The organism is Shinella sp. CPCC 101442 (assembly GCF_024704725.1).
GTDB lineage: Bacteria > Pseudomonadota > Alphaproteobacteria > Rhizobiales > Rhizobiaceae > Shinella.
This window is the reverse complement of record NZ_JALIQS010000001.1, coordinates 540,828-565,816: the sequence shown is the minus strand read 5'-3', so window position 1 is coordinate 565,816 and position 24,989 is coordinate 540,828. Positions and strand designations below refer to the sequence as shown.

The following is a 24,989-nucleotide window of genomic DNA, read 5'->3' as shown; positions in this document are numbered from 1 at the left end:
GTTGTTCTGGAATGATGCATTGAAGACACCCAAGGCCGTCACCGCGACAGCGCCCGATGAGGCAGGCGACACATCGACGCCGATGACCAAGACGGGCCGCAAGGACCGTCGGCATCTGCGCGGCCAGGCGAGCGCGCAACGCATCATCGACACGACCATCCGCCTGATCGGGGAGGAGGGGATCGCCGGTGTCACGATGCAGCGTATCGCCAGTGAGGTCGGTTCGTCCAATGCGCTGGTCGTGTTCCACTTCGGCTCGAAGGAAAAGCTTTTCCGCGCCGTGCTCGAATATCTGAACGATCAGTTCGAGAGCCTCTGGCAGAAGACCGTGTGGAAGCCGGGCCTTTCGGCGGCGGAGCGTGTGATCGCCTCCATCGATTGCGCCCGGCATTTCCGCATCCAGCATCCCGACTGGGTGACCGTCTGGGTAGTGTTTGGCGGCGACCGGCAGACCATGCAGCTCGACCGCATGATCAGTCTGCCGAGCGACCAGGCCTATCTCGCACAGTCGCGCGCTTTTCTGACCGAGGTGGCGCGCGAGGGCGGCTATGAGGGCTTGGATATCGATACGCTTGCCGAAGGGCTCAATTACCTGGTGCACGGCGCCTGGTACTGGGACACGTTCAATCCGGACACGGTCCGCTCAGACGCCCTGCACGCGACGGCCTTGGCGCTGCTTCGCCAGGCTTTTCCCAAGAGTTTCTGAAGAAAAAAGAGCCCCGCACGAAGCGGGGCAGCAAGCGCCACGGTTTGGCTCCCAATGACGCGGGGAAGCTCGCGGGTTGCGCGAGTGCTTTCCACCTATGCCCTTGCATCGCGCCAGGGAAGGTCTGATTCGGCGATTCCGGTACGCTTGTGCAAATAAAATGCAGATGCGGCGCTTTTGATCGCGGCGTTGCCTGGCGCATCGGCAGACGCGCAACGATCTTGCGGCCTGCCGATCCCGCCGGCTTCGGACGGAAGATGCGCTAGGACGCCACCGCGTCGACCTGCGATGCGCCACGCATGGCATCGGCCGAGCGGCGCACCACCTCGGCGATCTGCCGGAGCTGTCTGGCAAGCGGGGTCGAGTTGCGCCAGATCATGCCGATCGTGCGGGAGGGACGCGGTGCGGGAAAACGGGCGATCGATACGGGTGCCGAGCGTGTTTCCACCGGCACCGCCATTTCCGGAATAAGCGTGACGCCGATGCCCGCGCCCACCATCTGCACCAGTGTCGAGAGCGAGCTCCCCTCCATGATTTCCCGTGGCCTGGCTGAGCCGATGCGGCAGAAGGACAGCGCCTGATCGCGGAAGCAATGGCCCTCTTCGAGCAGCAGCAGCCGCATTTCGCGCAGGGCGTCGCGTTCCGGCACCGGCTTGCCCTCATCCTCGCGCCGCCGCACCAGCACGAAATCCTCCTCGAACAGCTTCATCTCGGTCAGCGACGGCTCGGAGACCGGCAAGGCCACGATGGCGATATCCAGTTCGCCCTGCGTCATCTCCTGGATGAGCTTTGCCGTTTGCGTCTCGCGCACATCGATCTGAATTCCGTCGAAGGCGCGGTTGAGATCGTTTATGATGATGGGCAACAGATAGGGCGCGACGGTCGGGATGATGCCGATGCGCAGACGGGCGAGAAAGGGATTGCGCGCGGCGCGGGCCAGTTCGCCGAGTTCATCGACGGCCCGCAGGATATCGCGCACCCGGTGCGCAAAGGTTTCGCCGAAGGCCGTGAGTTTGACGTCGCGGGCGCTGCGTTCGAAGAGGCTGTTGCCAAGCTCCTCCTCGAGTTCCTTGATCTGCATGGACAGCGCCGGCTGGGAAATCGCGCAGGCATCGGCAGCGAGGCGGAAGCGACCATGCCGCGTCAGGGCCTCGAAATAGCGCAATTGTTTCAGGGTCAGATTTGTCATAATTAAAACTTATCAAAGCGATCAGAAAATCCAACTTAAATTTATCATACGCTTCGGGTAAGGAGGAGGCAAGGAAGGAAAACACACGCACAATTGCGGCCCCGCAAGGCAGTCGATCTCGCAATGTGCTTGCCTTCGAAATCCAGACAACTGACGCAACAGGAGAAAACCATGGACCAGAAAACTGATACTGCGGGCAAGTGTCCCGTCGCCCATTCGGTCGCCAAGGGTCGGTCGAACCGCGAATGGTGGCCGGACCAGCTGGACGTCCAGGTCCTGCACACGCATTCCAACCTCTCCGACCCGATGGGCAAGGACTTCGACTATGCCGAGGCCTTCAAGTCGCTCGACCTCGACGCGGTGAAGAAGGACCTTCATGCGCTGATGACCGATTCGCAGGAATGGTGGCCGGCCGACTTCGGGCACTATGGCGGCCTCTTCATCCGCATGGCCTGGCATTCCGCCGGCACCTATCGCATCACGGACGGGCGCGGCGGCGCCGGCCAGGGCCAGCAACGTTTCGCTCCGCTCAACTCGTGGCCCGACAACGTCAACCTCGACAAGGCCCGCCGCCTGCTGTGGCCGGTCAAGCAGAAATACGGCAACAAGATCTCCTGGGCCGACCTGCTCATCCTCACCGGCAACGTCGCGCTCGAATCCATGGGCTTCAAGACCTTCGGCTTTGCCGGCGGCCGTGCCGACGTCTGGGAGCCGGAAGAACTCTATTGGGGCCCTGAAGGCACCTGGCTCGGTGACGAGCGCTACAGCGGCGAGCGCCAGCTTGCAGAACCGCTCGGCGCCGTGCAGATGGGCCTCATCTACGTCAATCCGGAAGGCCCGAACGGCAATCCGGACCCGCTGGCGTCGGCGCGTGACATCCGCGAGACCTTCGCCCGCATGGCGATGAATGACGAAGAGACCGTGGCGCTGATCGCTGGCGGCCACACTTTCGGCAAGACGCACGGTGCAGGCGACGCATCCTTTGTCGGCATCGATCCGGAAGGCGGCGAGCTGGAAGCCCAGGGCCTCGGCTGGAAGAGCGCCTTCAATTCGGGCGTCGGCACCGATGCGATCGGCAGCGGTCTCGAAGTCACCTGGACTTCGACGCCGACCAAGTGGAGCAACAACTTCTTCTGGAACCTGTTCGGCTACGAATGGGAACTCGAAAAGAGCCCGGCCGGCGCGCACCAGTGGGTTGCCAAGGGCGCAGGCGCCACGATCCCGGATGCCTTCGATTCCACGAAGAAGCACCTGCCGCGCATGCTCACCTCCGACCTCGCGCTGCGCGTCGATCCGGCATACGAGGCGATCTCGCGCCGGTTCCTGGAAAACCCGGATCAGTTCGCCGACGCCTTTGCCCGCGCCTGGTTCAAGCTGACCCATCGCGACATGGGTCCGAAGGCTCGTTACCTGGGTTCGGAAGTGCCGGCGGAAGATCTGATCTGGCAGGACGTCATCCCGGCCGTCGATCACCCGCTGGTCGATGACAAGGACATCGCCGACCTCAAGGCCAAGGTTCTGGCCTCGGGCCTCACGGTGCAGGAACTCGTTTCCACCGCCTGGGCATCGGCCTCGACCTTCCGTGGCTCCGACAAGCGCGGCGGCGCCAATGGTGCGCGCATCCGCCTGGCTCCGCAGAAGGATTGGGAAGCCAACCAGCCGGAACAGCTCGCCAAGGTTCTCGGCGTGCTTGAAGGCATCCAGAGCGACTTCAACGCGGCCCAGGCCGGGGGCAAGAAGATCTCGCTGGCCGACCTCATCGTGCTCGCGGGTGCAGCCGGCGTCGAAAAGGCGGCGAAGGCCGGCGGCTACGACGTCAACGTGCCTGTTACGCCGGGCCGCGCCGATGCGTCCGACGCACAGACCGACGCTGCTTCCTTCGCAGCGCTCGAGCCGCGCGCCGACGGCTTCCGCAACTATGTGAACGCCAATCGCCAGCAGTTCCTGAAGGCCGAGGAAGCTCTCATCGACCGTGCCCAGCTGCTCACGTTGACCGCGCCGGAACTGACGGTTCTCGTCGGCGGCCTGCGCGTTCTGAACGCCGGCACGCCGGAGCATGGCGTCCTCACCAACCGCCCGGAAGCGCTGACGAACGACTTTTTCGTCAACCTGCTCGACATGGGGACGGTCTGGTCGCCGGTTGCCGACAAGAAGGGTGTCTATGAAGGCCGTGACCGCAAGACGGGCGAAGCGAAGTGGACCGGCACCCGCGTCGATCTGATCTTCGGTTCGCACGCCCAGCTGCGCGCCTTCGCGGAAGTCTACGGCTCGTCCGACGCCGGCCAGAAGTTCGTCAAGGACTTCGTCTCGGCCTGGAACAAGGTCATGAATGCAGACCGCTTCGATCTCGTCTGATCGATCCGTTTAACCAATGGAATGGCCGGCGAAAGCCGGCCATTTTCGTTCAAGCCTTTGAAAACAGGTGCGTCAGGCCGTTTTTGCATGAGGTTTTGCCCAAATTGAATTGGTAAGGCTCCACAAGTCGCACCAATGTTCCGCCCAACGACAATACGATGCGCGAAGAGGAACAGATGGGCCGGATCGTCTATGTCCACGGTGATTTCGTGCCCGAGGAAAATGCCCGCATCGGGCTTTTCGATCGCGGCTTTCTGTTCGGCGATGCCGTCTATGAGGTGACGGCCGTCATCGCCGGACGGATGATCGACAACGACCTGCATCTCGCCCGGCTCGAACGTTCGCTTGGCGAACTCGGCATTGCGCTTCCGCTGTCGCGCGCCGAGATCGAGGCCCTGCAAGCAGAGCTGATCACCCGCAACGGGCTTGCGGACGGTACGGTCTACCTGCAGGTCTCGCGCGGCGAAGCGGACCGTGATTTCCTCTATCCCGAAATAATGGCGCCGAAACTCGTCGGCTTCACCCAGACGAAGACACTGACCGGCACCAGGGCGCAACGCGAGGGCATCGCCGTCGATCTGACGGACGACCCGCGCTGGCATCGCCGCGACATCAAGACATCGATGCTGCTGGGGCAGGTCATGGCGAAGCAGGCGGCGCGTGCGCGCGGCTTCGACGATGTCTGGCTGGTCGAGGCCGGGCTGGTGACGGAGGGGGCGTCCTCGACGGCCCATCTCATCACCGCCGATGGTCGTATCCTCACCCGTGCCGCCTCCCGGGCAACGCTGCCCGGCTGCACGCAGCGGGCGCTCGCCCGGCTCTGTGAAGCTGAAGGCCTGCAACTCGAGGAACGTGCTTTTTCGGCGCAGGAGGCACAGGGCGCGGCGGAGGCCTTCCAGACCTCGGCCTCCAGTCTCGTCATGCCGGTCGTGAAGATCGGCGGCCGGGTGATCGGCGACGGCAAGCCCGGCCCGATGACGCGGCGGCTGCAGGCGCTCTATCTGGAAGCGGCCGGCGTTCCGGCATAAGGAAGGCCGACACGTTCGGAGGTTTGACATGAAGACGGCGCGCGAACTTGAACTGATGCCGGAAAGCCGGCTTGCGGTGGGGCTGGACAACGCGATCACCGACGTGCCGGGCGTCGCGGTCGGGCATCGTTCGCTCCGCAGCGACGGCATCTTTACCGGCGTTACGGCCATCGTCCCGCATCCGGGCGACCTCTTCCGGGTAAAGCCGCGCTCGGCCGTCGAGGTCATCAACGGGTTCGGCAAGTCGGCGGGACTGATGCAGGTGGCCGAACTCGGCACGATTGAGACGCCGATCCTGCTGACCAACACTTTTGGTGTCGCGGCCTGTACGGAAGCGCTGATCCGCCGGGCGATTGCCGACAATCCGGCAATCGGGCGGAAGACGTCGACGGTCAATCCGCTCGTCTGCGAATGCAATGACGGCAGTATCAACGATATCCAGGCGCTGGCGGTGACACCCGGCGATGCCATGGCTGCGCTGGACGCAGCCCGGCCGGGGCCTGTCGAGCAGGGCGCGGTGGGTGCCGGCTCCGGCATGACGGCCTTCGGTTTCAAGGCAGGCATCGGCACGGCCTCGCGCGTCATGCGCATCGCCAAACGCGATTTCACGCTCGGCACGCTGGTTCTTGCCAATTTCGGCGCGGCCGGCGATCTCATGCTGCCCGACGGGCGCCGTCCCGATCCGCGCCTGCCTGCCGTACCCGAGCGCGGCTCGGTCATCGTCATCATGGCGACGGATCTGCCGCTCGGCGACCGGCAATTGCAGCGCGTTGCCCGGCGGGGCGGGGCGGGGCTCGCCCGGCTCGGCGCCTTCTGGGGCCATGGCAGCGGCGATGTCGTGCTGTGCTTCACGACGGCCGATCCCGTCGAACATGATCCCTCCGCGCCGATCACCGGCCAGCAGCGCCTTTCCGACGACCATATCGACCTCGCCTTCCGCGCGGCCGCCGAGACCACGCAGGAGGCGGTGCTGAACGCGCTCTGCATGGCGCCTGCGACCGCGGCCCGGAACGGCCGTGTCTATCCCGCCCTAGCCGACTGGCTGAAGGAGAACCAAAGCCCATGAAAGTCTTCATCTCCGCCGATATCGAGGGAACGGCAGGCATCGCCCAATGGGACGAGGCCGAGCGCACCCACGCCGACTGGACCGAGTTCCGCGCCCTGATGACCGCCGAAGTGGTCGCCGCCTGCGAGGGCGCGCGCGCCGCCGGCGCGACCGAAGTGGTGATCAAGGACGCCCATGACAGCGGGCGCAACCTCATCCTCGACCGTCTGCCCGATTATGTGCGCATCGTGCGCGGCTGGTCCGGCCATCCGGACGCGATGATGTTCGGCCTCGACGCCGGCTTCGCCGCCGCGATCTATACCGGCTATCATTCCAAGGCCGGCAGCGAGGACAATCCGCTCGCCCATACCTCCAACATGCGCATCTCGCGCCTTCTGCTCAATGGCGAGGTGGCCTCGGAATTTACCGTCAACACGCTCTGCGCCGCCGGATACGGGGTACCCTCGGTCTTTCTGGCCGGCGATGCGGGCATCTGTTCGGAGGCACGGGCCATGGTGCCGGGGCTGAAGGCCGTCGAGACGCTGGAGGGCAAGGGCCGCGCCGCGACCTCTATCTCCCCCGCCTGGTCGCGGCGGCTTATCCGGGAGGGTGTGGCGGAAGCGCTTTCGGGCGATTTCGCGCAGGCCCTGCCGGCCAAGGCGGAGCGCTACGAGGTCGTCATCGAGTTCAACAACCCGACGGACGCCTATCGCGCCGGCTGGTATCCCGGCGCCTATGCGCACGGTCCCCGTGCCGTTGCCTTCAAACACGCCGATTTCACCGAAATCCTGCGTGCGCTGGTTTTCCTGAAGGTCTGATCAGGCGGGCTCCCGCTCCAGCAACTGCTTCGCCGTGCGCCAGAGGTCTTCGACCTTGCGGCTGCGGCTTGCGGCGTGGCGGTAGAGGCGGATTTCGAGGGCGAGGTTCCAGCCCGCATCGGTGGATGCGGGCACGAGGCGTCCCGTTTCGATCTCGTCGCGCGCCAGGCTCTCCGGCAACCAGCAGATGCCGGCTCCCGTCATCGCCATGTTCATCAGCCCGGCGCTGATCGTGTTCTCATGCGTCGTGCGGCGGCGGAAGGGCGGGCGGCGCAGCAGCAGGCGCGACAGCGCCACGCCGAAGAACGAATTGAAGCCATAGCTCAGATAGGGAATGGCAAGCCGCGGCTGCGCGACGGCGCGGTCGAGAATATGCAGCCCCGGTTGCGCGCCGCCCGGCATCGAGACGTTGGTTGCCGCAAGCGGAATCAGCCGGTCATGCGCGACCGTCAGCGACGAGAACTGCCCGCGATCGAGATGAAACGGCACTTCCGGATGAGCGTAGGTGAGGAAAAAATCCGCCTCGTCGCCAACGAGCGCGTCAAGATTGGCCTCGATGCCGCCACGGTCCGGCATCAGCGAGGTGCTGAAGGCGCCGCCGGCTTTTTCCAGAGCCTGCAGCCAGCGCGGAAAGAACGTGACCGTCAGCGTGTGAAGGGCTGCGAAACGCACCAGGCCCGGTTCATGGGACGGACGCAAGGCTTCGCGCGCCGCATAGAAGGTGCGGATCGCTTCCTGTGCGACCGGCAAGAAGTTGCGCCCGGCCGGCGTCAGTTCGGCCGGCATGGTGGCGCGGCTGATCAACGTTGCGCCAAGCCAGCTTTCAAGCTGCTTGATGCGGCGGCTGAAGGCAGGCTGCGTGACATTGCGCAGGTCGGCCGCGCGCGAAAAACTCGACGTGTCGGCCAGCGTCACGAAGTCCTCCAGCCATTTGATCTCCACGGCCTCGCGCCCTCCCGATCCTGTTCATCCGTGAAATCGATCATAAGTCATTCAATCGAAATGGGTATGCCGATTCAGCATGGGGTGGTGCCAAAAGCGAATTAGCCAAGGTCGCCACAACCTTTCACGTTGCGTCAGGAGGAACGGGGCGCCGGCTCGGCCGCCCCGACGAGGGAGTTGTGAATGTCCGTTGCAATCGAAGCCGATCTGATCCTGCACAATGGCCGCATCTGGCGGGGCCGGGAGGAGGGCATCAGCGAAGCTGTCGCCGTCTGGCAGGGCAAGGTTCTCGCTACCGGCAGCAGTGCCGACATGTTGAGCCTCAAGGGGCCGCGCACCGAGGTCATCGACCTTGAGGGCCGTTTCGCCAGCCCCGGCCTCATCGACAATCACCTGCACCTGATTTCGACCGGCATCACCATGGGCTGGGTCGATGCGACGCCCGCTGCCGCGCCGACGCTTTCGGCTCTCACGACGGCGCTTGCCGAACGTGCGGCCAAGACGCCGAAGGGCGGGTGGATCCAGGCGCGTGGCTATGACCAGGTCAAGCTCGACACCGGACGTCATCCGACACGCGAGGATCTCGACCGCGCGGCGCCCGATCATCCGGTGCTCCTGTCGCGTGCCTGCGGCCATGTCGCCATTGCCAATTCGCACGCGCTGAAACTTGCAGGCGTGACCGAGGCGACGCCTGTGCCGGATGGCGGTGTGATCGGCCTCACCGACGGTCGTCTCAACGGGCTGCTGGCCGAAAATGCCATCAACCTCATCAAGGCAGCGATGCCGGAGGTCACGGCGGACGAACTGATCGACGGCATCGAGCGGGGTGGGCGGTACCTGCTTTCGCTCGGTATCACCAGCTGCATGGATGCGGCGGTCGGCCAGCTCTCGGGCTTCTCGGAAATCCAGGCCTATGAAATGGCGAAGGTTTCGGGTCGCCTGCCGGTGCGCGTCTGGCTGACGCTGCTCGGCGATCCCGGCGTTTCTATCGTCGAGGATTCCTGGCGGGCGGGGCTCATCTCCGGTGCCGGCGACGACATGCTGCGCGTCGGTGCGGTGAAGATCTTCCTCGATGGTTCTGCGGGCGGGCGCACCGCCTGGATGTCGAAGCCCTATCAGGGCGAACCCGATAATATCGGCGTGCAGATGCTGCCCGATGCCGAGGTCGAGGCGCTCGTCAAATCCTTCCACGACCGCGGCTACCAGATGGCCTGCCACGCCATCGGCGACGGTGCGATCGAGCAGCTGATCACGGCCTATGAGAAGGCGCTGGCCGCCACGCCCGATCCGGACCGACGCCATCGCATCGAGCATTGCGGTTTTTCGAGCCCGGAGCAGGATGCGCGCATGAAGACGGCCGGCATCCTGCCCGCGCCGCAGATGGCCTTCATCCACGATTTCGGCGACAGCTACATTTCCGTGCTGGGCGAGGAGCGCGGCAAGGGCTCCTACCAGATCGGTACCTGGATGCGCATGGGCCTGAAGCCTTCGACCGGCTCGGACGCACCGGTCTGCTCACCGGATCCCTTCCCGAACCTGCACGCCATGATCACGCGCAAGACCGGCAAGGGCACGGTGATGAAGGCGTCCGAGACGCTGAGCCGCGAGGAGGCCTTGCAGGCCTATACGGAATTCGGCGCCTGGTCGCAGAAGGCTGAAGCGGTGAAGGGCAGGCTGGTGCCCGGCCAATGGGCCGACATCGCCGTCTTCGATAACGACCTGCTGGAGGCGCCGACCGACACCATTCTGTCAGGCACGCGCTGCCTGTTGACCCTGCTTGCAGGCCGCGTCGTGCACGACGCACGATAAGGGCCTGCCGGACTGAACCATCGAAACGATGCCGAAAACGGCACGAGAGGGAGGACGAAATGTTGAAAAGACTGACACTCGCCGCCATGCTGAGCCTCAGCGTTGCAACCGGGGCGCTGGCCGCCGGCGAACGTTCCGGCGGAACGCTTGTCTTCACCGCGCCCTACGGCTCCAGCTTCGCCACGCTCGACGTGCAGGCCAGCCCGAACACGCAGGAAGAGTTCATCACCCAGGCCATCCATCGCGGTCTCTACAGCTGGAACTCGATCGAGAACAAGCCGGTGCTGGAACTGGCCGATTCCGAGGAGGTCTCCGAGGACGGCACGGTCCACACCTATCACCTGCGCAAGAACGCGGTGTTCCACAACGGCAAGCCGCTGACGGCCGATGACTTCATCTACAGCTACAAGCGCATTGCCAATCCGAAGAACGCCTTCCCGGGCGCCAGCTTCATCGCCGTCATCAAGGGCGCGGAAGAGTTCATCGCCGGCAAGGCGGAGGAGATTTCCGGCCTCAAGAAGATCGACGACAACACGCTCGAGATCACCTATACCGGCCCGATCAATCCCGGCTTCCCGCTGATGCAGAACACGACGGTCATCTATCCGTCGAATGTCGAGGACGAGTCGAGCTTCGCCAAGAATCCGGTCGGCCTCGGCGCTTTCGTCTTCAAGGAGCATGTGCCGGGCTCGCAGGTCGTCGTTGAAAAGTTCGGCAAGTACTACGAGGAAGGCAAACCCTATCTCGACCGCATCAACATCGTGCTGATGGCCGAAGACGCCGCCCGCGACGTCGCCTTCCGCAACAAGGAAATCGACGTCTCGATCCTTGGACCCACGCAGTACCAGGCCTATCAGGGCGAAGAGGGCCTGAAGGATCACCTGCTTGAAGTCGCGGAAGTCTACACCCGTAACATCGGCTTCAACCCGGCGTTCGAGCCCTTCAAGGACAAGCGCGTCCGTCAGGCGATCAATCACGCCATCAACGCGCCGCTGATCATCGAGCGCCTCGTCAAGAACAAGGCCTATCCGGCTTCCGGCTGGCTGCCGCTGTCCTCGCCGGCCTTCGACAAGGACAAGGCCGCCTATGCTTTCGATCCGGAGAAGGCCAAGGCGCTCCTGGCGGAAGCCGGTTATGCCGATGGCTTCGAGTTCGAAGTGACGGCAAGCCCGAACGAGAGCTGGGGCGTGCCGATCGTCGAGGCCATCCTGCCGATGCTGAAGAAGGTCGGCATCACCGTGAAGCCGAAGCCGGTCGAAAGCTCGGCGCTGGGCGATGCGGTCACGTCGAACAACTTCCAGGCCTTCATCTGGTCGAACCTGTCCGGTCCCGATCCGCTGAACGCGCTGCGCTGCTACTATTCCAAGACGGCGCAGTCCGCCTGCAACTATGCAAGCTATGCGAGCCCGGAATTCGACAAGCTCTATGAAGCCGCCCAGCAGGAACGCGATCCGGCCAAGCAGAACGATCTCCTGCGCCAGGCCAACAACATCGTGCAGGACGACGCGCCGGTCTGGTTCTTCAACTACAACAAGGCGGTCATGGCCTATCAGCCGTGGATCCACGGCCTCGTGCCGAACGCCACAGAACTGGCGGTCCAGCCCTATGACGAGATCTGGATCGACGAGAACGCGCCCGACGCGCGCAAGTAAGCCCTGAGAGGTTCGGGGGCGGCGTCAGAGCCGTCCCCGCATCGATTGTCGCGCCCGCAAGGGCGGCCAAAACGGAACCGCTCATGCTTCGTTTCACCCTGCGCCGAATCCTGCAGGTCATCCCGACGGTCGTCGTGGTGGCGCTCTTGATCTTCGTCATCTTCTCCGTCGTGCCCGGCACCTTCGCGGCCAGCCTTTTCGCCGATGGCAAACGTGCTGCCGACCCGCAGATGATCGCCCGCCTCAACGAGGAATTCGGCTTGAACAAGCCGCTGATGGAGCGCTTCGTGACCTATGTCACGGACCTCGCCCAGTTCGATCTCGGCACCAGCTTCCGCACCCGCCAGCCGGTGATCGATCTCATCGGCGACCGCATGGGCGCTTCGCTGCAACTTGCCATCGCCGCCATGGTCTTTGCACTGGTCGTCGGCGTGCCGCTTGGCTTTCTGGCCGCGCTCAGGCCGGGCTCCATCCTCGATACCGTGACGATGATCGGCGCCGTCTCCGGCCTGTCCATGCCGCAGTTCTGGCTGGGCCTGCTGATGATGTATCTCTTCGCCCTGCAACTGAACTGGCTGCCCAGTTTCGGTTATGGCGACGGATCGTTTCGCAATCTCATATTGCCCGCGGTCACGCTCGGCGTGACGCCGCTCGCGCTTCTTGCGCGCACCACGCGCGCGGGTGTGCTGGATGTGCTGAACGCCGATTTCATCCGCACCGCCCATTCCAAAGGCATGAGCGAGATGAAAGTTGTGCGCTGGCACGTGGCGCGCAATGCGCTCGTGCTGATCGTCACCACGGTCGGCCTGCAGTTCGGCTCGCTGATCGGCCAGGCCGTCGTCATCGAAAAGCTTTTCGCCTGGCCGGGCATCGGCTCGTTGCTGGTCGATAGCGTGGCGATCCGCGATATTCCCGTGGTGCAGGGCACGATCCTCGTCATCGTGCTGTGGTTCCTTGTCATCAACACCGCCGTCGATCTGATCTATGCCGCGATCGATCCGCGGATCAAGCAGGAGTGACGGGGATGCGCTTCGGCTTCAATTTCTGGCTCGGCGCCGGGCTGACGACACTGGTGATTCTCGCCGGCATCCTCGCCCCGTGGATCGCGCCCTTCCATCCGGTGCTCGACGCGGACCTGATGAATTCCGAGCTGCCGCCCGACGCCACCTTCTGGTTCGGCACGGATGCGCAGGGGCGCGACGTCTATACGCGCATCCTTTACGGCGCTCAGATTTCGCTGACGGTCGGCGTCGTGTCGCAGGTCATCAATTCGATGATCGGCATCACGCTCGGCATGACCGCGGGCTATTGGGGCGGCTGGTGGGACGATCTCGTCAATGGCCTGACGAATGTAATGCTCGCCATCCCCTCGCTGATCTTCGCGCTCGCGGTCATGGCGGTGCTCGGCCCGGGCCTGCCGTCGCTGCTCATCGCGCTCGGTCTCACCAACTGGAGCTGGACCTGCCGTATCGCCCGCTCCTCTACGCTTTCCCTGAAATCTCAAGGATATGTCCAGGCGGCGCAGACGCTCGGCTACGGCGACCTGCGCATCATGTTCACGCAGATCCTGCCCAACATGATGGGCCCGATCCTTGTCATGGCGACGCTCGGCATGGGCTCGGCCGTGCTGTCGGAAGCAGCACTTTCCTTCCTTGGGCTCGGCATCCAGCCGCCATTCCCGAGCTGGGGTTCGATGCTGACGGATGCGCGCCAGCTCATCCAGCTCGCGCCCTGGGTGGCGATCTTCCCCGGCCTTGCCATCTTCCTCTCGGTACTCGGCTTCAACCTTCTCGGCGACGGCCTGCGTGACAGCCTCGACCCGCATATGAGGACGCGCAAGCCATGACCGCGCCGCTTCTCGACATCAAAGACCTGCGCCTCGGCGTGGCTGTCAATCGCTCCACGGTCCACCCGCTCCTCAAGGGCATCTCCTTCCAGATCATGCCGGGCGAAGCCTATGGCCTTGTCGGCGAATCCGGCTCGGGCAAATCGGTGACGTCGCTTGCCGTCATGGGGCTTCTGAAGAAGCCGCTTACGGTCTCCGGCGGCGAAATCCTGTTCAAGGGGCAGAACCTGCTCGCCCTTCCGAAGCGCGAGATGCGGCGCCTGCGTGGCAACCGCATCGCCATGATCTTCCAGGAACCGATGACGGCGCTCAATCCGCTTTCGACGGTCGGCCGGCAGATCGCCGAAATGTTCGTGCTGCATCAGGGCAAGAGCTGGGGCGAGGCGGAAAAGCTCGCCGTCGAGGCGCTGGGCAACGTGCGCGTGCCCAACCCCGACCGGCGCGCGAAAAACTATCCGCACCAGATGTCTGGCGGCCTGCGCCAGCGCGTGATGATCGCCATGGCGCTCGCCTGCGACCCGGACCTCCTGATCGCCGACGAGCCGACCACGGCGCTCGACGTGACGGTGCAGGCCGAGGTGTTGCGGCTCATCAAGGAGCTTTGCGCGGCGCGTGGCACGGCGGTGCTCTTCATCAGCCACGATCTTGGCGTCATCGCCAGCGTCTGCCAGCGTGTCGGCGTGATGTATTCCGGCTGCCTCGTCGAGGAGAACGATACGAGGGCGCTTTTCGACAACCCTCGCCATGAATATACGCGCGGCCTGCTCGGCGCCCTGCCGCGCCTCGGCAGCCGCAGCGAACATGGCCGCCAGCGGCTTGTCGATATCGACAGCATCATTGCCGACCGTTCGAAGCTCACCGAGACCCGCTTCATCGCGCCGCGCGGACCGGAAGGGAGCCAGCCATGACCGCCCCCCTGTTGCAGGTGGATGATCTCCACGTCCGTTTCCCGATTTCCGGTGGCGGCCTGCTCGGCGCCGGCAAGCGTACGCTGCATGCCGTCAACGGCATCAGCTTCGAGCTGGCCAAGGGGGAATGCCTGTCGATCGTCGGCGAATCCGGCTGCGGCAAGTCGACGACGGCGCTGTCCATCCTCGGCCTTCAGGAGCCGAGCGAAGGCATGATCCGCTATCGCGGCCAGCCGCTCGCCGGCCCTGGCGCCCCGGGCCGCATGCAGCGGGCGAAGGCGGTGCAGATGGTCTTCCAGGATCCTTACGCCTCGCTCAATCCACGCCAGTCGGTACACACGTCCCTTGCCGCTCCCCTGCGCCTGCACGGCGTCACCGCGGCCTCGGAAATCGAGGGTCGCATCGAGGCCATGCTGAGGAATGTCGGCCTGACGCCCGAGCAGGCGAAGCGCTATCCGCACGAATTTTCCGGCGGCCAGCGCCAGCGCATCGGTATCGCCCGGGCTCTGATCCTCGAACCGGAAATCGTGTTGCTCGACGAGCCGGTTTCCGCGCTCGACGTGTCGATCCGCGCGCAGATCATCAATCTCCTGCTCGATCTTCAGGAAAAGCTGGGTCTTTCCTACCTGATGATCAGCCACGACCTCAGCGTCGTGGAACACATGAGCGACCGTGTGCTGGTGATGTATTTCGGCGAGGTTGTCGAGGAGGGCGGCTGGCGCGACATCTTTGAAGCGCCGGCTCATCCCTATACGCGCCGCCTGATCGCGGCCATCCCGGATCCCGCCGCCGCGCTCAACCCGGTTGAAAGACAGGATCGGGTTGACAACGTGCCGTTGCTCGCCGGTCGGCGTTTCGTTTCGGACGGAAGCACGTCGCCTGACGTCTTTACGGCACCGGTGCCCTCCGAACTGGTCGAGATCGCCGGTAATCACAAAGTCCGGCTGGCTTCGGCCTGACCCGATGGACGAGCCCGGCGACATGTGCGAAGCCTCGGCTCGATCCGATTGAATTTGACCGCGAAAACAGGTGGAACGCAATGGATCGCAAGCCAAAGATCGCCGTGATCATGGACGAGAACACCAGTTCGGGTGGCGACTGCTATGATACATCCAAGAGCTACTTTTCCGCTCTCGGCCGAGCCGGCGCTTTCGCTTTCGGCATTCCCTATGCAGTTGATCTGGTCGATCACGTCGTCGAGACGTTCGATGGTTTCCTGAGTGTCGGCGGGCGGATCAACTTTCCGGGCGAGTGGTACGTCGAAGGCGACCGGTCGCAGTATCCGCTGTCTGATCGTCTTGCCGTCGAAATGGCGCTGATGGAGGGCTTCCTTGCGCGCGACAAGCCAGTGCTGGGCATCTGCAACGGCATGCAAATGCTGGGATGTCTGCACGGTTGCCGCATGGTCTCGGATGTTCGCTCTTCCCGGGCGGGCGTGCTGGAGCATGACAGAGCGGATATGCGTCATGACGTCCATATTCCCCAGGGCACCAGGATGGCGGCTATCCTCAATGCCGATACCTTCAGCGTGAACACTTTTCACCGGGAGGCGATCGTTGAGGTCTCCGACGCCGTGATCGTGACCGCTCGGGGAACCGATGGCGTCATCGAGGCGATAGAGGTGCCGGCGTATGCTTTTGCCATGGGCCTGCAATGGCACCCGGAACGGCTCGATGCGGAAAGCCATCCCGGCGCGCGCATATTCGACGCGTTCGTGAGCGCGGCAAGCCGGTAGAATTCCAACCGGGAGAGCCAGGCTCTCCCGGTTGGCCCGTCTTAGCCGAGCGTCTTTTCGACGTCGGCGAAGGTTTCCTCGAGCACGGCGATCAGGTGATCGGCGTCGCGTTTGGAGAAGATCATCGGCGGGCGCATCTTCAGCACGTTGTCATACGGGCCCTCGGTGCCCATCAGCACGCCGCGCCGGCGCGCGCCGTTGGAGACGGCGCGGGCGAATTCGGTGGCGGGCGCCCTGGTCTTGCGGTCGCTTACCAGCTCGATGCCGAGGAAGAGGCCGAGGCCGCGTACGTCGCCGATCGCCTGATAGCGCGTCTGCATGTCGCGGAAGGCGTCCATCAGGTAATTGCCGACGGCAAGCGCGTTGCCGCGGAGGTCCTGGCCCTCGATGACGTCGAGGACCGCGAGGCCGACGGCGCAGGAGACCGGGTTGCCGCCGAAGGTGTTGAAATATTCCATGCCGTTGTTGAAACTGTCGGTGACCTCACGGGTCGTGACGACGGCGGCGAGCGGATGGCCGTCGCCGATGGGCTTGCCCATGGTGACGATGTCGGGCACCACGCCTTGCGTCTCGAAGGCCCACCAGTGGCTGCCAACGCGGCCGAAACCGACCTGCACCTCGTCGGCGATGCAGACACCGCCAGCTTCGCGCACCAGCCGGTAGACCTCCTTGAGATACCCTTCCGGCAGGAAGACCTGGCCGGCGACGCTCGGGATGGATTCCGCGATGAAGAAGCCCGGGCCTTCGCCCTTCGCTTTCATGACGGAGATCTGCTCGGCGACGCTTTCGGCAAACCGCTTGCCGTGCTCTTCGATCGGCCAGTCCGCCGGGGCGTGATAGCTGTCCGGGACGGCGGCGATATGGATATGCGGCTTCGGCCCCTTGCCGCCCTTGCGGCGGAACTTGTAGGGGCTGATGTCGATCAGCTCCTGCGTCGTGCCGTGATAGGACCAGTCGAGCGTGATGGCGTTTTCGCGGCCGGTATGGGCGCGCATCATGCGCAGCGCCAGGCTGTTGGCCTCGGAACCGCTGTTGACGAAGCCCGCGACCGTCAACTCCTTCGGCAGCGTCGCCGTCAGGCGCTCGGCATAGGCGACGATATTGTCGTGCAGGTAGCGCGTGTTCGTGTTGAGCGTCGCGGCCTGTTTCGCCATCGCCTCCACGACGGCCGGATGCGCATGGCCGATGTGGCAGACATTGTTGAAGCAGTCGAGATAGGCCCGGCCGCTGTCATCGATCAGCCAGACGCCTTCGCCGCGCACGAACTTGATCGGCTTGTCGTAGGAGATCGAGAGGTTCGGCAGAAGCAGCTCGCGCCGCATCTTGACGATCTCCTCATGCGAGCGACCTTGGCGTTCGAAGAACTCTTTCGCGACACCGGCGAAGATGCGCGCATCGGGGAAGAGTTCGGCCCAGACATCGAGGTAGCGCGGTTCGCCGACGCCGAGGATTTCGGTGGCGGACAGCGTCGTGTCGGTGGAGATCTGCAAATGCAGGTGCGGTGCCCAGCCGCCGTTTTCCTTGGGTGCTCCCATTTCGCCGACCAGCGCGCCGGCCTCCAGCCGGTCCCCGGCCTTCAGGCGGTTCACGGCCTCATGGGCAAGGTGCCCCCAGAGCGAGATGAAGGGCGGACAACCCTCGGGTTCGTGGAGAAGCGCGATCAGGCAGCCATAGCCGAGCGGGTCCTTTTCGACCTCGACGCTGACCACGGTGGCGGCGAGCGGCGCGAAGACCTTGGTGCCCGCCGCCATGAAGAGGTCGAAGCCGAGATGGTGGGTGCGGCGCGCACCTTCGATGAAGCGCGAGACGAACATCTCGCCGGCATAGACGGTGCGTTCCTCGCCGAAGGGGCCGATGCCGAGTTCGACGCCGGTGTCGCGGCAGTAGGCGTCCCAGATCGCCTGCGCTGCGTCCGGCTGTTCGGCGGCGGATTTGACGGTCATCGGGTGGGTCGGATCGCCATAGGGCACGAGGGCGGCCGGATAGGTGGCGGCCGGTTTTACGAGCAGCGGGGCGAGCGACTTGCGGTTCTTTTCGATCCAGTCGGCCACCACGCGGGCGCCGGGTACTGCCTCGAAGCCGCAGGCCTTGCGCAGGATGGCGGCGGCAAAACGCGGGTTCATGCGGTCGAGCTTGCGCAGCAGCGTCCAGGCCGGACGCTCGCTGATCGCGAGATAGGGGTTGTCCTCGGCATGGATGCGGCGCGAGGCCGACATGGTGACCGAGGTGACGAGGCGCATCGCGATGAGGTCGTAGAGAAGATCGACCTCCTCTTCGAGCAGCGGATATTGCGCATGGAAGCCGCGGACGATGGCGGCGGCCGCGCCGATCGGGTCGGCGTGGTCGAGGCCGGCATAGGCGGCGGCAATCGCCACTTCCGCGATGACCGGCGTATGGAGTGCATCACCGAAATCGATGAGGCCGGAAATGCGGTCAGGATTGCCGGCATCGACCAGCACGTTCCAGTCGTTGGCGTCATTGTGGATGACGGCGGCGCGTAGCGTCGCAAGGCGCGGCGCGACCGTCGCAAAGCGCTTTAGGAAGCGCTCGACGAGAGCACGGTCTTCCGCAGCCGTGACATGTGAGAGACGGTCCGCCGAGCGGCCGGCAGTGCGGATATCCCAGTCGAGATCGCGTAGCGCCCCGGGATGCATGAACCCCTTCAGCGCCGCATCGAACCGGCCGAGCATGTGGCCGAGGGATTCGAGCGCGGCTTCGCTGCGCGTCGTTTCGGCAAGCGGCTCGCCTTCGACCCAGCTGACAAGGCGGACGCGGTGCGCCGTGCCGTGCGGGCTCGTCGTAGCGGCAAGGCTTTCGCCCGAGAGCGTGGGACGGATATGGGGCACCGGCAGATCGCCGGCATGGGTGCCGAGATGCGCGAGCAACGCCGTCTGGAAATCGCTTTCCACGACCGGCTCGGCGGCGTTGACGATCTTCAGGATGAAGGTCCCCTCTGATGTTTCCACCTTGAAGTTCTGGTCGCGCTCGCTGGCGAGCGGCGACAGCCTGCCCGACAGGCCGTATTGCTGCTTGAGCAGCGCGGCTGCGGCTTCGAGGGAAAAGTCGGGGGTCGTTTTCAGCATGTCGTTCATGGCAATCCTCTTTTGTGCGTGGAGAGTTGCATGGACGATGGATCGGCGCATCCGGCATTATGCCGGTTGTGCCTGCACAGTGTATATAATAACCGTCATCTTGTCGGCGCAGTCAGGGGAGGCATCATGCAGGGCACGGATACCATCGACCGGACGATCCTCAGCATCCTCACCAAGGAGGCGCGCATCCCCATGAAGTCGCTTGCCGGCCGCATCGGGTTGTCGCGCAGTGCGACGACAGAGCGCGTCGCGCGGCTCGAAAAGGCCGGCATCATCAGAGGCTACCGGGCCGATATCGGCCAGCTCGACGACGGTCAGATCCAGGCCTTCCTGCTGATGACGCTGAAGCGCACGCCTTCCATCGGCGTGCTCGACCGCCTCGCCGGCTTTTCCGCCGTGCGCAAGGTTTCTTCGGTCAGCGGCCAGCTCGACCTCGTGGTGGAGGTCGAGGTCGGGTCGATCAATGCGCTCAACGAATTGCGCGACGAGGTCGCGACGATGGACAATGTGGAGGACCTGACGACCTCCATCGTGCTTCGCCGCGACATCGAGCGGATTTGACGTCTTTAGCGCCAGCCCAGTGCTGGCGCGACGTGTTTCAGGATCGCCTCGATGACATGGGCGTTGTATTCCACGCCGAGCTGGTTGGGCACGGTGAGCAGCAGCGTGTCGGCTTCCTGGATCGCCTCGTCGGCGGCGAGCTGCGTGATGAGCTTGTCCGGCTCGTCGGCATAGGAACGGCCGAAGATCGCGCGGGTCTTGTCGTCGATGAAGCCGATCGAATCCTGTTCCTTGCCGCCCCGGCCGAAGTAAGCACGGTCGCGGTCGTCAACCAGCGCGAAGATGCTGCGGCTCACCGAGACGCGCGGCGTGCGGGTATGGCCCGCTTCCTTCCAGGCCTCGCGATAGGCGCGGATCTGCGCCGCCTGCTGGACATGGAAGGGTTCGCCCGTCTCGTCGTCCTTGAGGGTGGAGCTTTGCAGGTTCATGCCGCGCTGGGCGGCCCAGACGGCCGTGGCATTGGAGCTGGCACCCCACCAGATGCGTTCGCGCAGCCCCTCGGAATGGGGCTCGAGGCGCAGCAGGCCCGGCGGGTTGGGAAACATCGGCCGCGGGTTCGGCTCGGCAAAACCTTCGCCCTTCAGGATGTCGAGAAAGACCTCGGCATGGCGGCGGCCCATATCGGCGTCGCTCATACCCTCCTGCGGCTGGAAACCGAAGTAGCGCCAGCCGTCGATGACCTGCTCGGGGGAGCCGCGGCTGATGCCGAGCTGAAGGCGGCCGCCGGCAATGAGGTCCGCCGAACCGGCATCCTCGGCCATGTAGAGCGGGTTTTCATAGCGCATGTCGATGACGGCGGTGCCGATCTCGATCTTCTTGGTGCGCGCGCCGACGGCGGCGAGCAGCGGGAAGGGCGAGGCGAGCTGCCGGGCAAAGTGATGGACGCGGAAATAAGCACCGTCAGCACCCAGTTCTTCCGCCGCGACCGCAAGGTCGATCGATTGCAAAAGCGTGTCGCCCGCCGAGCGGGTCTGGGATTGCGGGGAGGGTGTCCAGTGGCCGAAGGAGAGAAAGCCGATTTTCTTCATGAATGTCCGCCTCGACGCGATGCGTCCGTTGCAAGATGTGTTGGGCGGAACATGGTGCATAGCGTCAGGCTTGAAAAGGCGCCCCACGAGAACGCAGCGTTCACAAATCGGCGCTTGCGGACGGAACGGCGTTTTCACGCCGTTCCGTCGACTTGTCAGGCCGGTACGACGTGGACGGCGCGCGGCAGTGACGACAGGATTTCCGGGCCGTCGGCGCGCAGGATCAAGATATCCTCCAGGCGGATGCCGAAACGGCCGGGCAGATAGATGCCGGGCTCGATGGAGAAGACCATGCCTTCCTCCAGCACCGTTTCGGATGTGGCGGTAATATAGGGCGGTTCATGGCCGTCGATGCCCATGCCGTGGCCGGTGCGGTGTACGAAATAGTCGCCATAGCCGGCATCGGCGATGACCTTGCGGGCGGCCGCATCGACCTCGCGGGCGATAACGCCTGGCTTTGCCGCCTTCAGCGCCGCCTGCACGGCCTTTTCGACGATGGCGTGGATCTCGCCATACCCCTCGGGCGCATGGCCGATGACAGCCATGCGGGTGATGTCGGAGGGGAAACCCTCCTTGCGGCCACCGATGTCGATGACGACGGCGTCACCGTCCTCGACGACCTTGTCGCTTGCCGAATGGTGCGGAAAAGCGCCATTGCCGCCCGCGCCAACAATCCAGAACTGCGGCGAGGCGCCTTCGGAGGAGAAGTGGGCGCGGATCTCGGCAGCGACGTCCTTCTCTGTCATGCCCGGGCGGATGGCGGCGAAGGCCGCCTGCATCGCGCGGTCGGCAATGCCGGCATTCATCTTCAGCTTGGCATATTCGGCGCCGTCCTTGCGCATGCGGAGGCCGCCGAGCGTCGCCGGCGTGAAGTCGCGGCGGGTATCGGTCGGCAGCGCATCGAGGAGGAGGAGGGCGAAGTCGGCGCGCATGGTTTCGTCAAGCGCGACGAGACCGGGGGCCTCCGCGCCGATATCGGCGAGTGCAGCGGCAAGGGCTTCGACCGGGCCCGTTTCGTCCGCCCAGTTGTGGAAGGCGATGTCGGTGAATTCGCGTGTTCCCGCCGCATTCAGCACCGGCATCAGGAAAGCTTGCCTTTCCGGGCCGATCAGCAGCAGGCAGGGTCGCTCGTCGGGATGCGGATGGAAGCCCAGCACCCAATCCATATGGGAGCCGGGTGCGATGGCGACGAGGCCGGTGCCGGTCTCGGCCATGCGTTGGCGCAACGCCTTGAGGCGCGTGGCGGTCTGTTCGATCATGATGCTGTCCTTGAGGTTAATCTGTATCGAAAGTGGGGGAACTGCGTTTGACGACGAAGCTTGCAGGTGTGTCTGCTGCTTTTTCGTCGCCGAAGACGTCCATGGTGCAGGTGTGGAAGATCGTCGTTGGCCGGTCCGTATGGTTCCAGGTGGCATGCGTCAGCGTCGAAAGGAAATGCGCGGAATCGCCGGCTTCCAGGATCGTGCGCTCGCCGTCGATCTCGATGGTCAGCGCGCCCTCCACGATGAAGTAGATTTCCTCGCCCTCATGCGACATCGGCTCGCTGTGAAAACCCGCGGGCGCGTGGATGAGCGCCGATCGCAGCACATTGCCGGGGAAGGAGGCGGACAGGCGCTCATAGGTGACGGCATTGTCGGGGGTGCCGCCGAGACCATAGACGGGACGCCCATGGCGTCGGGTGATCGGCGTTTCCACGCGCGGCGGCTGGAAGAAAGACCCGGCATCGGTCTTCAAGGCCCGGCAGACAGCGATCAACGAGGTCAGCGAGGGAACGGTGATGCCGCGCTCGATCTGCGAGATGAAGCCGACCGAGAAGCCGGCGGCATCCGCCACATTCTGCAAGGTCATCTTCAAGGCCCGGCGCCGTGCGCGAAGGCGCTCGCCGATGTCGGGCGCATCGCTCGCCCCGGGTTCTCCCATGCTTGCCATCCATTCATCGAGTTTTTAGTATTACTTCAATAGTGCGCGACGCAATGGCGTTGTCAATTTCTTTTTTAGCCGGGCTAAAAATTGTACGCGGCAGGGCTGGGAACCGCCGGGCATTGCCTGCCCGTGCAGGTCGGGGTGTGGAAATGCCTCTTCAACCGCGATTTGGCAAAGGTTGGCTACCGGCTTCGATACGCGGGGCGCGCAGGTGGCTTGAACCCACGATATCTCATGCCGGCAAGGATGACGGGCCCGCGGCCCGCGGTTCAGCCTTGTCTCTCCAGCAGCGCTTTGCCGTGCGTCGCCATCATGCGCTCCTCATTGGCGGCGATGACGAGGATGCGAAAGGGCTGGAGAAAGGCGAGGCGTGACAGGATCGCCTCGCGCACCGGCGCGGCGTTCTCGCCGATGCCGCCTGTGAAGACGAAGGCGTCGATGCCGCCCATCGAGGTCGCCATCATGGCCGCATATTGCGCCACCTTCAGGGCGAAATAATCGAGCGCGAAGGCCGCGCGCGGGTCGGAACTTTCGATCAGCGTCTTGACGTCGTTGCTGACGCCCGAGAGCCCCTTGAGACCGGAGCGCTCGTAGAGCATTCGCTCGACCTCGTCCACCGAGAAGCCGAGGCTGCGCATCATATAGGTGACGGCGCCGGCATCGATCGCACCCGTGCGGCTGCCCATGGGCAAGCCGTCGAGCGCCGTCATGCCCATCGTCGTGTCGATGCTCCTGCCGCCCTTCATGGCGCAGAGGCTGGCGCCATTGCCGAGGTGGCCGGCGACGACCCGGCCTTTCGCGACGTCGGGATAGTCCCGGGCGAGCACGCGGGAAATCCAGTCGTAGGACAGCCCGTGAAAACCGTAGCGGCGAATGCCTTTTTCGCGCAAGCTTTCCTCGACCGCAAAGGCCTTGAACACCGGCGCCTGGGCGGCATGGAAGGCCGTATCGAAGCAGGCGATGTCGGGCGCGTCCGCCAGCCGGTCCGATGCGGCGATCCCGGCGAGATTGTAGGGCTGGTGCAGCGGGGCGAGCGGCACGAGCGTTTCCAGTTCGGACAGGATTTCCGGGGTGACGATGACCGGATCGGCGAAGGTTTCGCCGCCATGCACGATGCGGTGCACGGTTGCGACCATGCGCCAGCCGTCGTCGTAGCAGTCGATCAGGTCGATCACCGCGCCCATCGCAGTGTCGTGGTCGTCGTCGGCCAGCGGCCGGTCGATGACGGTGCCGGTCTCCTCGATGGTTGCGCTGAGCATCGCCCCGCTGCCGATGCCGGTGACCTTGCCCTTGGCGAGCCTGTCGAGTTTTTCGTAGCCGAAAACCTCGAACTTCAGGCTGGACGAGCCGGTGTTGAGAACGAGCAGGACATCGATCACAGGATGCGTCCCTTCGTGCGAGCATCGGCGAGCAGGACGGCGAGCGCGCAGGAGAGGAGGCGCGTGCGTTCGTTGTCGGCGCGGCTCGTGAGGATCACGGGCACGCGCGCGCCGAGAACGATGCCGGCGGCTTCCGCCCCACCGAGGAAGGTCAGCTGCTTGGCCAGCATGTTGCCGGCCTCGATATCGGGCACGAGCAGGATGTCGGCTTTGCCGGCGACCTCGGAGACGATGCCTTTCTCGCGCGCCGCCTCCACGCTGATCGCGTTGTCGAAGGCGAGTGGGCCGTCGATGAGGCAGTCGGTGATCTGTTTGCGATCCGCCATCTTGCAGAGCGCTGCCGCATCGAGCGTCGCCTGCATCTTCGGATTGACCGTCTCGACGGCGGCAAGCACGGCGACTTTCGGCATCCGGTCACCGAAGACGACCCGCCAGAGATCGACCGCGTTCTGTACGATGTCGGCCTTGACCGGCAGCTCCGGCAGGATGTTGACGGCGGCGTCGGTGATGATGAACGGCTTCGGGTAGGTCGAAATGCTCATCAGATAACAATGCGAGATGCGCCGCTCGGTGCGCAGGCCCGCATCGGCTCTGACGATTGCACTCAGAAGCTCGTCCGTGTGCAACGAGCCTTTCATGATCGCATCGACATGGCGGCCTGCGGCTAGCTCCGCGGCCTTGGCCGCCGCCGCATGGCTATGTTCCGTATCGACGATTTCCCATCCGGCAATGTCGACGGCCGCCTCCTTCGCAGCGGCGGCTATCTTCGCAGCAGGGCCGATCAACACGGGTACGATCAGCTTTTCCCGCACCGCCTCGGCTGCCGCCTCCACCACGTTGGGTTTTACCGCATGCACGATCGCGGTGCGCGTCGGCGGCAGGGCGTGGCAGAGATCGAGGATGGCGTCGGTCTGTCGGCTCATGCGGCGGCGTTCCTGATTTGAGGCTTTTGCGCACCATAAAGGATTTATGT

Annotated in this window: 20 protein-coding genes and 1 pseudogene; 13 read left to right on the top strand and 8 right to left on the bottom strand. The window is 64.5% G+C overall.

Features of this window, described 5'->3' with window-relative positions:
• The first annotated feature begins 19 nt into the window (after positions 1–19).
• Positions 20–706, top strand: coding sequence for a TetR/AcrR family transcriptional regulator (locus tag MUO32_RS02620; protein ID WP_257946670.1), 687 nt, complete (start codon positions 20–22; stop codon positions 704–706).
• Positions 707–968: 262 nt separating this feature from the next.
• Here MUO32_RS02620 and MUO32_RS02615 read toward each other — a convergent pair whose 3' ends face one another.
• The gene (locus MUO32_RS02615) at positions 969–1,895 is read right to left on the bottom strand and encodes a hydrogen peroxide-inducible genes activator (protein WP_257946669.1); all 927 of its coding nucleotides are present in this window, start codon (positions 1,893–1,895) and stop codon (positions 969–971) included.
• Positions 1,896–2,066: 171 nt separating this feature from the next.
• Here MUO32_RS02615 and katG point away from each other — a divergent pair, with 171 nt between their 5' ends.
• The 4 genes from katG to MUO32_RS02595 all read left to right on the top strand — a co-directional run bounded on the left by katG (position 2,067) and on the right by MUO32_RS02595 (position 7,141).
• Positions 2,067–4,250 (top strand): catalase/peroxidase HPI, encoded by a 2,184-nt coding sequence (gene katG, locus MUO32_RS02610; RefSeq protein WP_257946668.1) that lies wholly within the window; start codon positions 2,067–2,069, stop codon positions 4,248–4,250.
• A gap of 176 nt (positions 4,251–4,426) precedes the next feature.
• Positions 4,427–5,278 carry a D-amino-acid transaminase gene (locus MUO32_RS02605; protein ID WP_257947155.1) on the top strand — a complete coding sequence of 284 codons (852 nt, stop codon included), beginning with the start codon at positions 4,427–4,429 and terminating at the stop codon, positions 5,276–5,278.
• A gap of 28 nt (positions 5,279–5,306) precedes the next feature.
• Positions 5,307–6,344: a P1 family peptidase gene (locus MUO32_RS02600; RefSeq protein ID WP_257946667.1), complete on the top strand. Its 1,038-nt coding sequence runs from the start codon at positions 5,307–5,309 to the stop codon at positions 6,342–6,344.
• On the top strand, positions 6,341–7,141 hold the full coding sequence (locus MUO32_RS02595) for a M55 family metallopeptidase (RefSeq protein ID WP_257946666.1): 801 nt from the start codon (positions 6,341–6,343) through the stop codon (positions 7,139–7,141). Before MUO32_RS02600 ends, MUO32_RS02595 begins: the two co-directional genes overlap by 4 nt.
• On the opposite strand, the gene MUO32_RS02590 is transcribed toward MUO32_RS02595, so the two are convergent.
• On the bottom strand, positions 7,142–8,083 hold the full coding sequence (locus MUO32_RS02590) for a LysR family transcriptional regulator (protein WP_257946665.1): 942 nt from the start codon (positions 8,081–8,083) through the stop codon (positions 7,142–7,144).
• A 183-nt stretch (positions 8,084–8,266) separates the two neighbouring features.
• Here MUO32_RS02590 and MUO32_RS02585 point away from each other — a divergent pair, with 183 nt between their 5' ends.
• The 7 genes from MUO32_RS02585 to MUO32_RS02555 all read left to right on the top strand — a co-directional run bounded on the left by MUO32_RS02585 (position 8,267) and on the right by MUO32_RS02555 (position 16,033).
• A complete protein-coding gene (locus MUO32_RS02585; protein ID WP_257946664.1) occupies positions 8,267–9,892 on the top strand; it encodes an amidohydrolase in 1,626 nt (541 codons plus the stop codon).
• A 59-nt stretch (positions 9,893–9,951) separates the two neighbouring features.
• Positions 9,952–11,544: an ABC transporter substrate-binding protein gene (locus MUO32_RS02580; RefSeq protein ID WP_257946663.1), complete on the top strand. Its 1,593-nt coding sequence runs from the start codon at positions 9,952–9,954 to the stop codon at positions 11,542–11,544.
• An 83-nt stretch (positions 11,545–11,627) separates the two neighbouring features.
• Positions 11,628–12,563: an ABC transporter permease gene (locus MUO32_RS02575; protein WP_257946662.1), complete on the top strand. Its 936-nt coding sequence runs from the start codon at positions 11,628–11,630 to the stop codon at positions 12,561–12,563.
• Positions 12,564–12,568: 5 nt separating this feature from the next.
• A complete protein-coding gene (locus tag MUO32_RS02570; protein WP_257946661.1) occupies positions 12,569–13,390 on the top strand; it encodes an ABC transporter permease in 822 nt (273 codons plus the stop codon).
• On the top strand, positions 13,387–14,298 hold the full coding sequence (locus tag MUO32_RS02565) for an ABC transporter ATP-binding protein (RefSeq protein WP_257946660.1): 912 nt from the start codon (positions 13,387–13,389) through the stop codon (positions 14,296–14,298). Before MUO32_RS02570 ends, MUO32_RS02565 begins: the two co-directional genes overlap by 4 nt.
• Positions 14,295–15,257, top strand: a complete 963-nt coding sequence (locus MUO32_RS02560; protein ID WP_257946659.1) for an ATP-binding cassette domain-containing protein — start codon at positions 14,295–14,297, stop codon at positions 15,255–15,257. Before MUO32_RS02565 ends, MUO32_RS02560 begins: the two co-directional genes overlap by 4 nt.
• Before the next feature lie 80 nt (positions 15,258–15,337).
• The gene (locus MUO32_RS02555) at positions 15,338–16,033 is read left to right on the top strand and encodes a gamma-glutamyl-gamma-aminobutyrate hydrolase family protein (protein WP_257946658.1); all 696 of its coding nucleotides are present in this window, start codon (positions 15,338–15,340) and stop codon (positions 16,031–16,033) included.
• Positions 16,034–16,074: 41 nt separating this feature from the next.
• Here MUO32_RS02555 and MUO32_RS02550 read toward each other — a convergent pair whose 3' ends face one another.
• Positions 16,075–19,125, bottom strand: coding sequence for an aminotransferase class III-fold pyridoxal phosphate-dependent enzyme (locus MUO32_RS02550; RefSeq protein ID WP_257946657.1), 3,051 nt, complete (start codon positions 19,123–19,125; stop codon positions 16,075–16,077).
• A 126-nt stretch (positions 19,126–19,251) separates the two neighbouring features.
• Here MUO32_RS02550 and MUO32_RS02545 point away from each other — a divergent pair, with 126 nt between their 5' ends.
• Complete coding sequence (locus MUO32_RS02545) at positions 19,252–19,686, top strand: Lrp/AsnC family transcriptional regulator (RefSeq protein WP_257946656.1); 435 nt, start codon at positions 19,252–19,254, stop codon at positions 19,684–19,686.
• A 5-nt stretch (positions 19,687–19,691) separates the two neighbouring features.
• On the opposite strand, the gene MUO32_RS02540 is transcribed toward MUO32_RS02545, so the two are convergent.
• From MUO32_RS02540 to MUO32_RS02520, 5 genes and pseudogenes are all read right to left on the bottom strand, one after another.
• Positions 19,692–20,714, bottom strand: coding sequence for an LLM class flavin-dependent oxidoreductase (locus tag MUO32_RS02540; protein ID WP_257946655.1), 1,023 nt, complete (start codon positions 20,712–20,714; stop codon positions 19,692–19,694).
• A gap of 155 nt (positions 20,715–20,869) precedes the next feature.
• Positions 20,870–21,973, bottom strand: coding sequence for a Xaa-Pro peptidase family protein (locus tag MUO32_RS02535; protein WP_257946654.1), 1,104 nt, complete (start codon positions 21,971–21,973; stop codon positions 20,870–20,872).
• A gap of 16 nt (positions 21,974–21,989) precedes the next feature.
• Positions 21,990–22,634, bottom strand: a complete 645-nt coding sequence (locus tag MUO32_RS02530) for a helix-turn-helix domain-containing protein (protein WP_257946653.1) — start codon at positions 22,632–22,634, stop codon at positions 21,990–21,992.
• 272 nt (positions 22,635–22,906) lie between these two features.
• Complete coding sequence (locus tag MUO32_RS02525) at positions 22,907–24,016, bottom strand: acetate/propionate family kinase (protein ID WP_257946652.1); 1,110 nt, start codon at positions 24,014–24,016, stop codon at positions 22,907–22,909.
• Positions 24,013–24,969: pseudogene (locus MUO32_RS02520) on the bottom strand (bifunctional enoyl-CoA hydratase/phosphate acetyltransferase); the annotation flags it as partial. The gene MUO32_RS02525 and the pseudogene MUO32_RS02520, both read right to left, overlap by 4 nt.
• Positions 24,970–24,989: the final 20 nt, after the last annotated feature.

Excerpts from the sequence above, each read along its gene's own strand:
- MUO32_RS02600 (WP_257946667.1), top strand. The coding sequence starts at position 5,307 with ATGAAGACGGCGCGCGAACTTGAACTGATGCCGGAAAGCCGGCTTGCG.
- MUO32_RS02545 (WP_257946656.1), top strand. The coding sequence starts at position 19,252 with ATGCAGGGCACGGATACCATCGACCGGACGATCCTCAGCATCCTCACC.
- MUO32_RS02580 (WP_257946663.1), top strand. The coding sequence starts at position 9,952 with ATGTTGAAAAGACTGACACTCGCCGCCATGCTGAGCCTCAGCGTTGCA.
- MUO32_RS02575 (WP_257946662.1), top strand. The coding sequence starts at position 11,628 with ATGCTTCGTTTCACCCTGCGCCGAATCCTGCAGGTCATCCCGACGGTC.
- MUO32_RS02530 (WP_257946653.1), bottom strand. The coding sequence starts at position 22,634 with ATGGGAGAACCCGGGGCGAGCGATGCGCCCGACATCGGCGAGCGCCTT.
- MUO32_RS02565 (WP_257946660.1), top strand. The coding sequence starts at position 13,387 with ATGACCGCGCCGCTTCTCGACATCAAAGACCTGCGCCTCGGCGTGGCT.
- MUO32_RS02605 (WP_257947155.1), top strand. The coding sequence starts at position 4,427 with ATGGGCCGGATCGTCTATGTCCACGGTGATTTCGTGCCCGAGGAAAAT.
- MUO32_RS02550 (WP_257946657.1), bottom strand. The coding sequence starts at position 19,125 with ATGAACGACATGCTGAAAACGACCCCCGACTTTTCCCTCGAAGCCGCA.
- MUO32_RS02595 (WP_257946666.1), top strand. The coding sequence starts at position 6,341 with ATGAAAGTCTTCATCTCCGCCGATATCGAGGGAACGGCAGGCATCGCC.
- MUO32_RS02540 (WP_257946655.1), bottom strand. The coding sequence starts at position 20,714 with ATGAAGAAAATCGGCTTTCTCTCCTTCGGCCACTGGACACCCTCCCCG.
- katG (WP_257946668.1), top strand. The coding sequence starts at position 2,067 with ATGGACCAGAAAACTGATACTGCGGGCAAGTGTCCCGTCGCCCATTCG.
- MUO32_RS02615 (WP_257946669.1), bottom strand. The coding sequence starts at position 1,895 with ATGACAAATCTGACCCTGAAACAATTGCGCTATTTCGAGGCCCTGACG.
- MUO32_RS02585 (WP_257946664.1), top strand. The coding sequence starts at position 8,267 with ATGTCCGTTGCAATCGAAGCCGATCTGATCCTGCACAATGGCCGCATC.
- MUO32_RS02560 (WP_257946659.1), top strand. The coding sequence starts at position 14,295 with ATGACCGCCCCCCTGTTGCAGGTGGATGATCTCCACGTCCGTTTCCCG.
- MUO32_RS02535 (WP_257946654.1), bottom strand. The coding sequence starts at position 21,973 with ATGATCGAACAGACCGCCACGCGCCTCAAGGCGTTGCGCCAACGCATG.
- MUO32_RS02570 (WP_257946661.1), top strand. The coding sequence starts at position 12,569 with ATGCGCTTCGGCTTCAATTTCTGGCTCGGCGCCGGGCTGACGACACTG.
- MUO32_RS02555 (WP_257946658.1), top strand. The coding sequence starts at position 15,338 with ATGGATCGCAAGCCAAAGATCGCCGTGATCATGGACGAGAACACCAGT.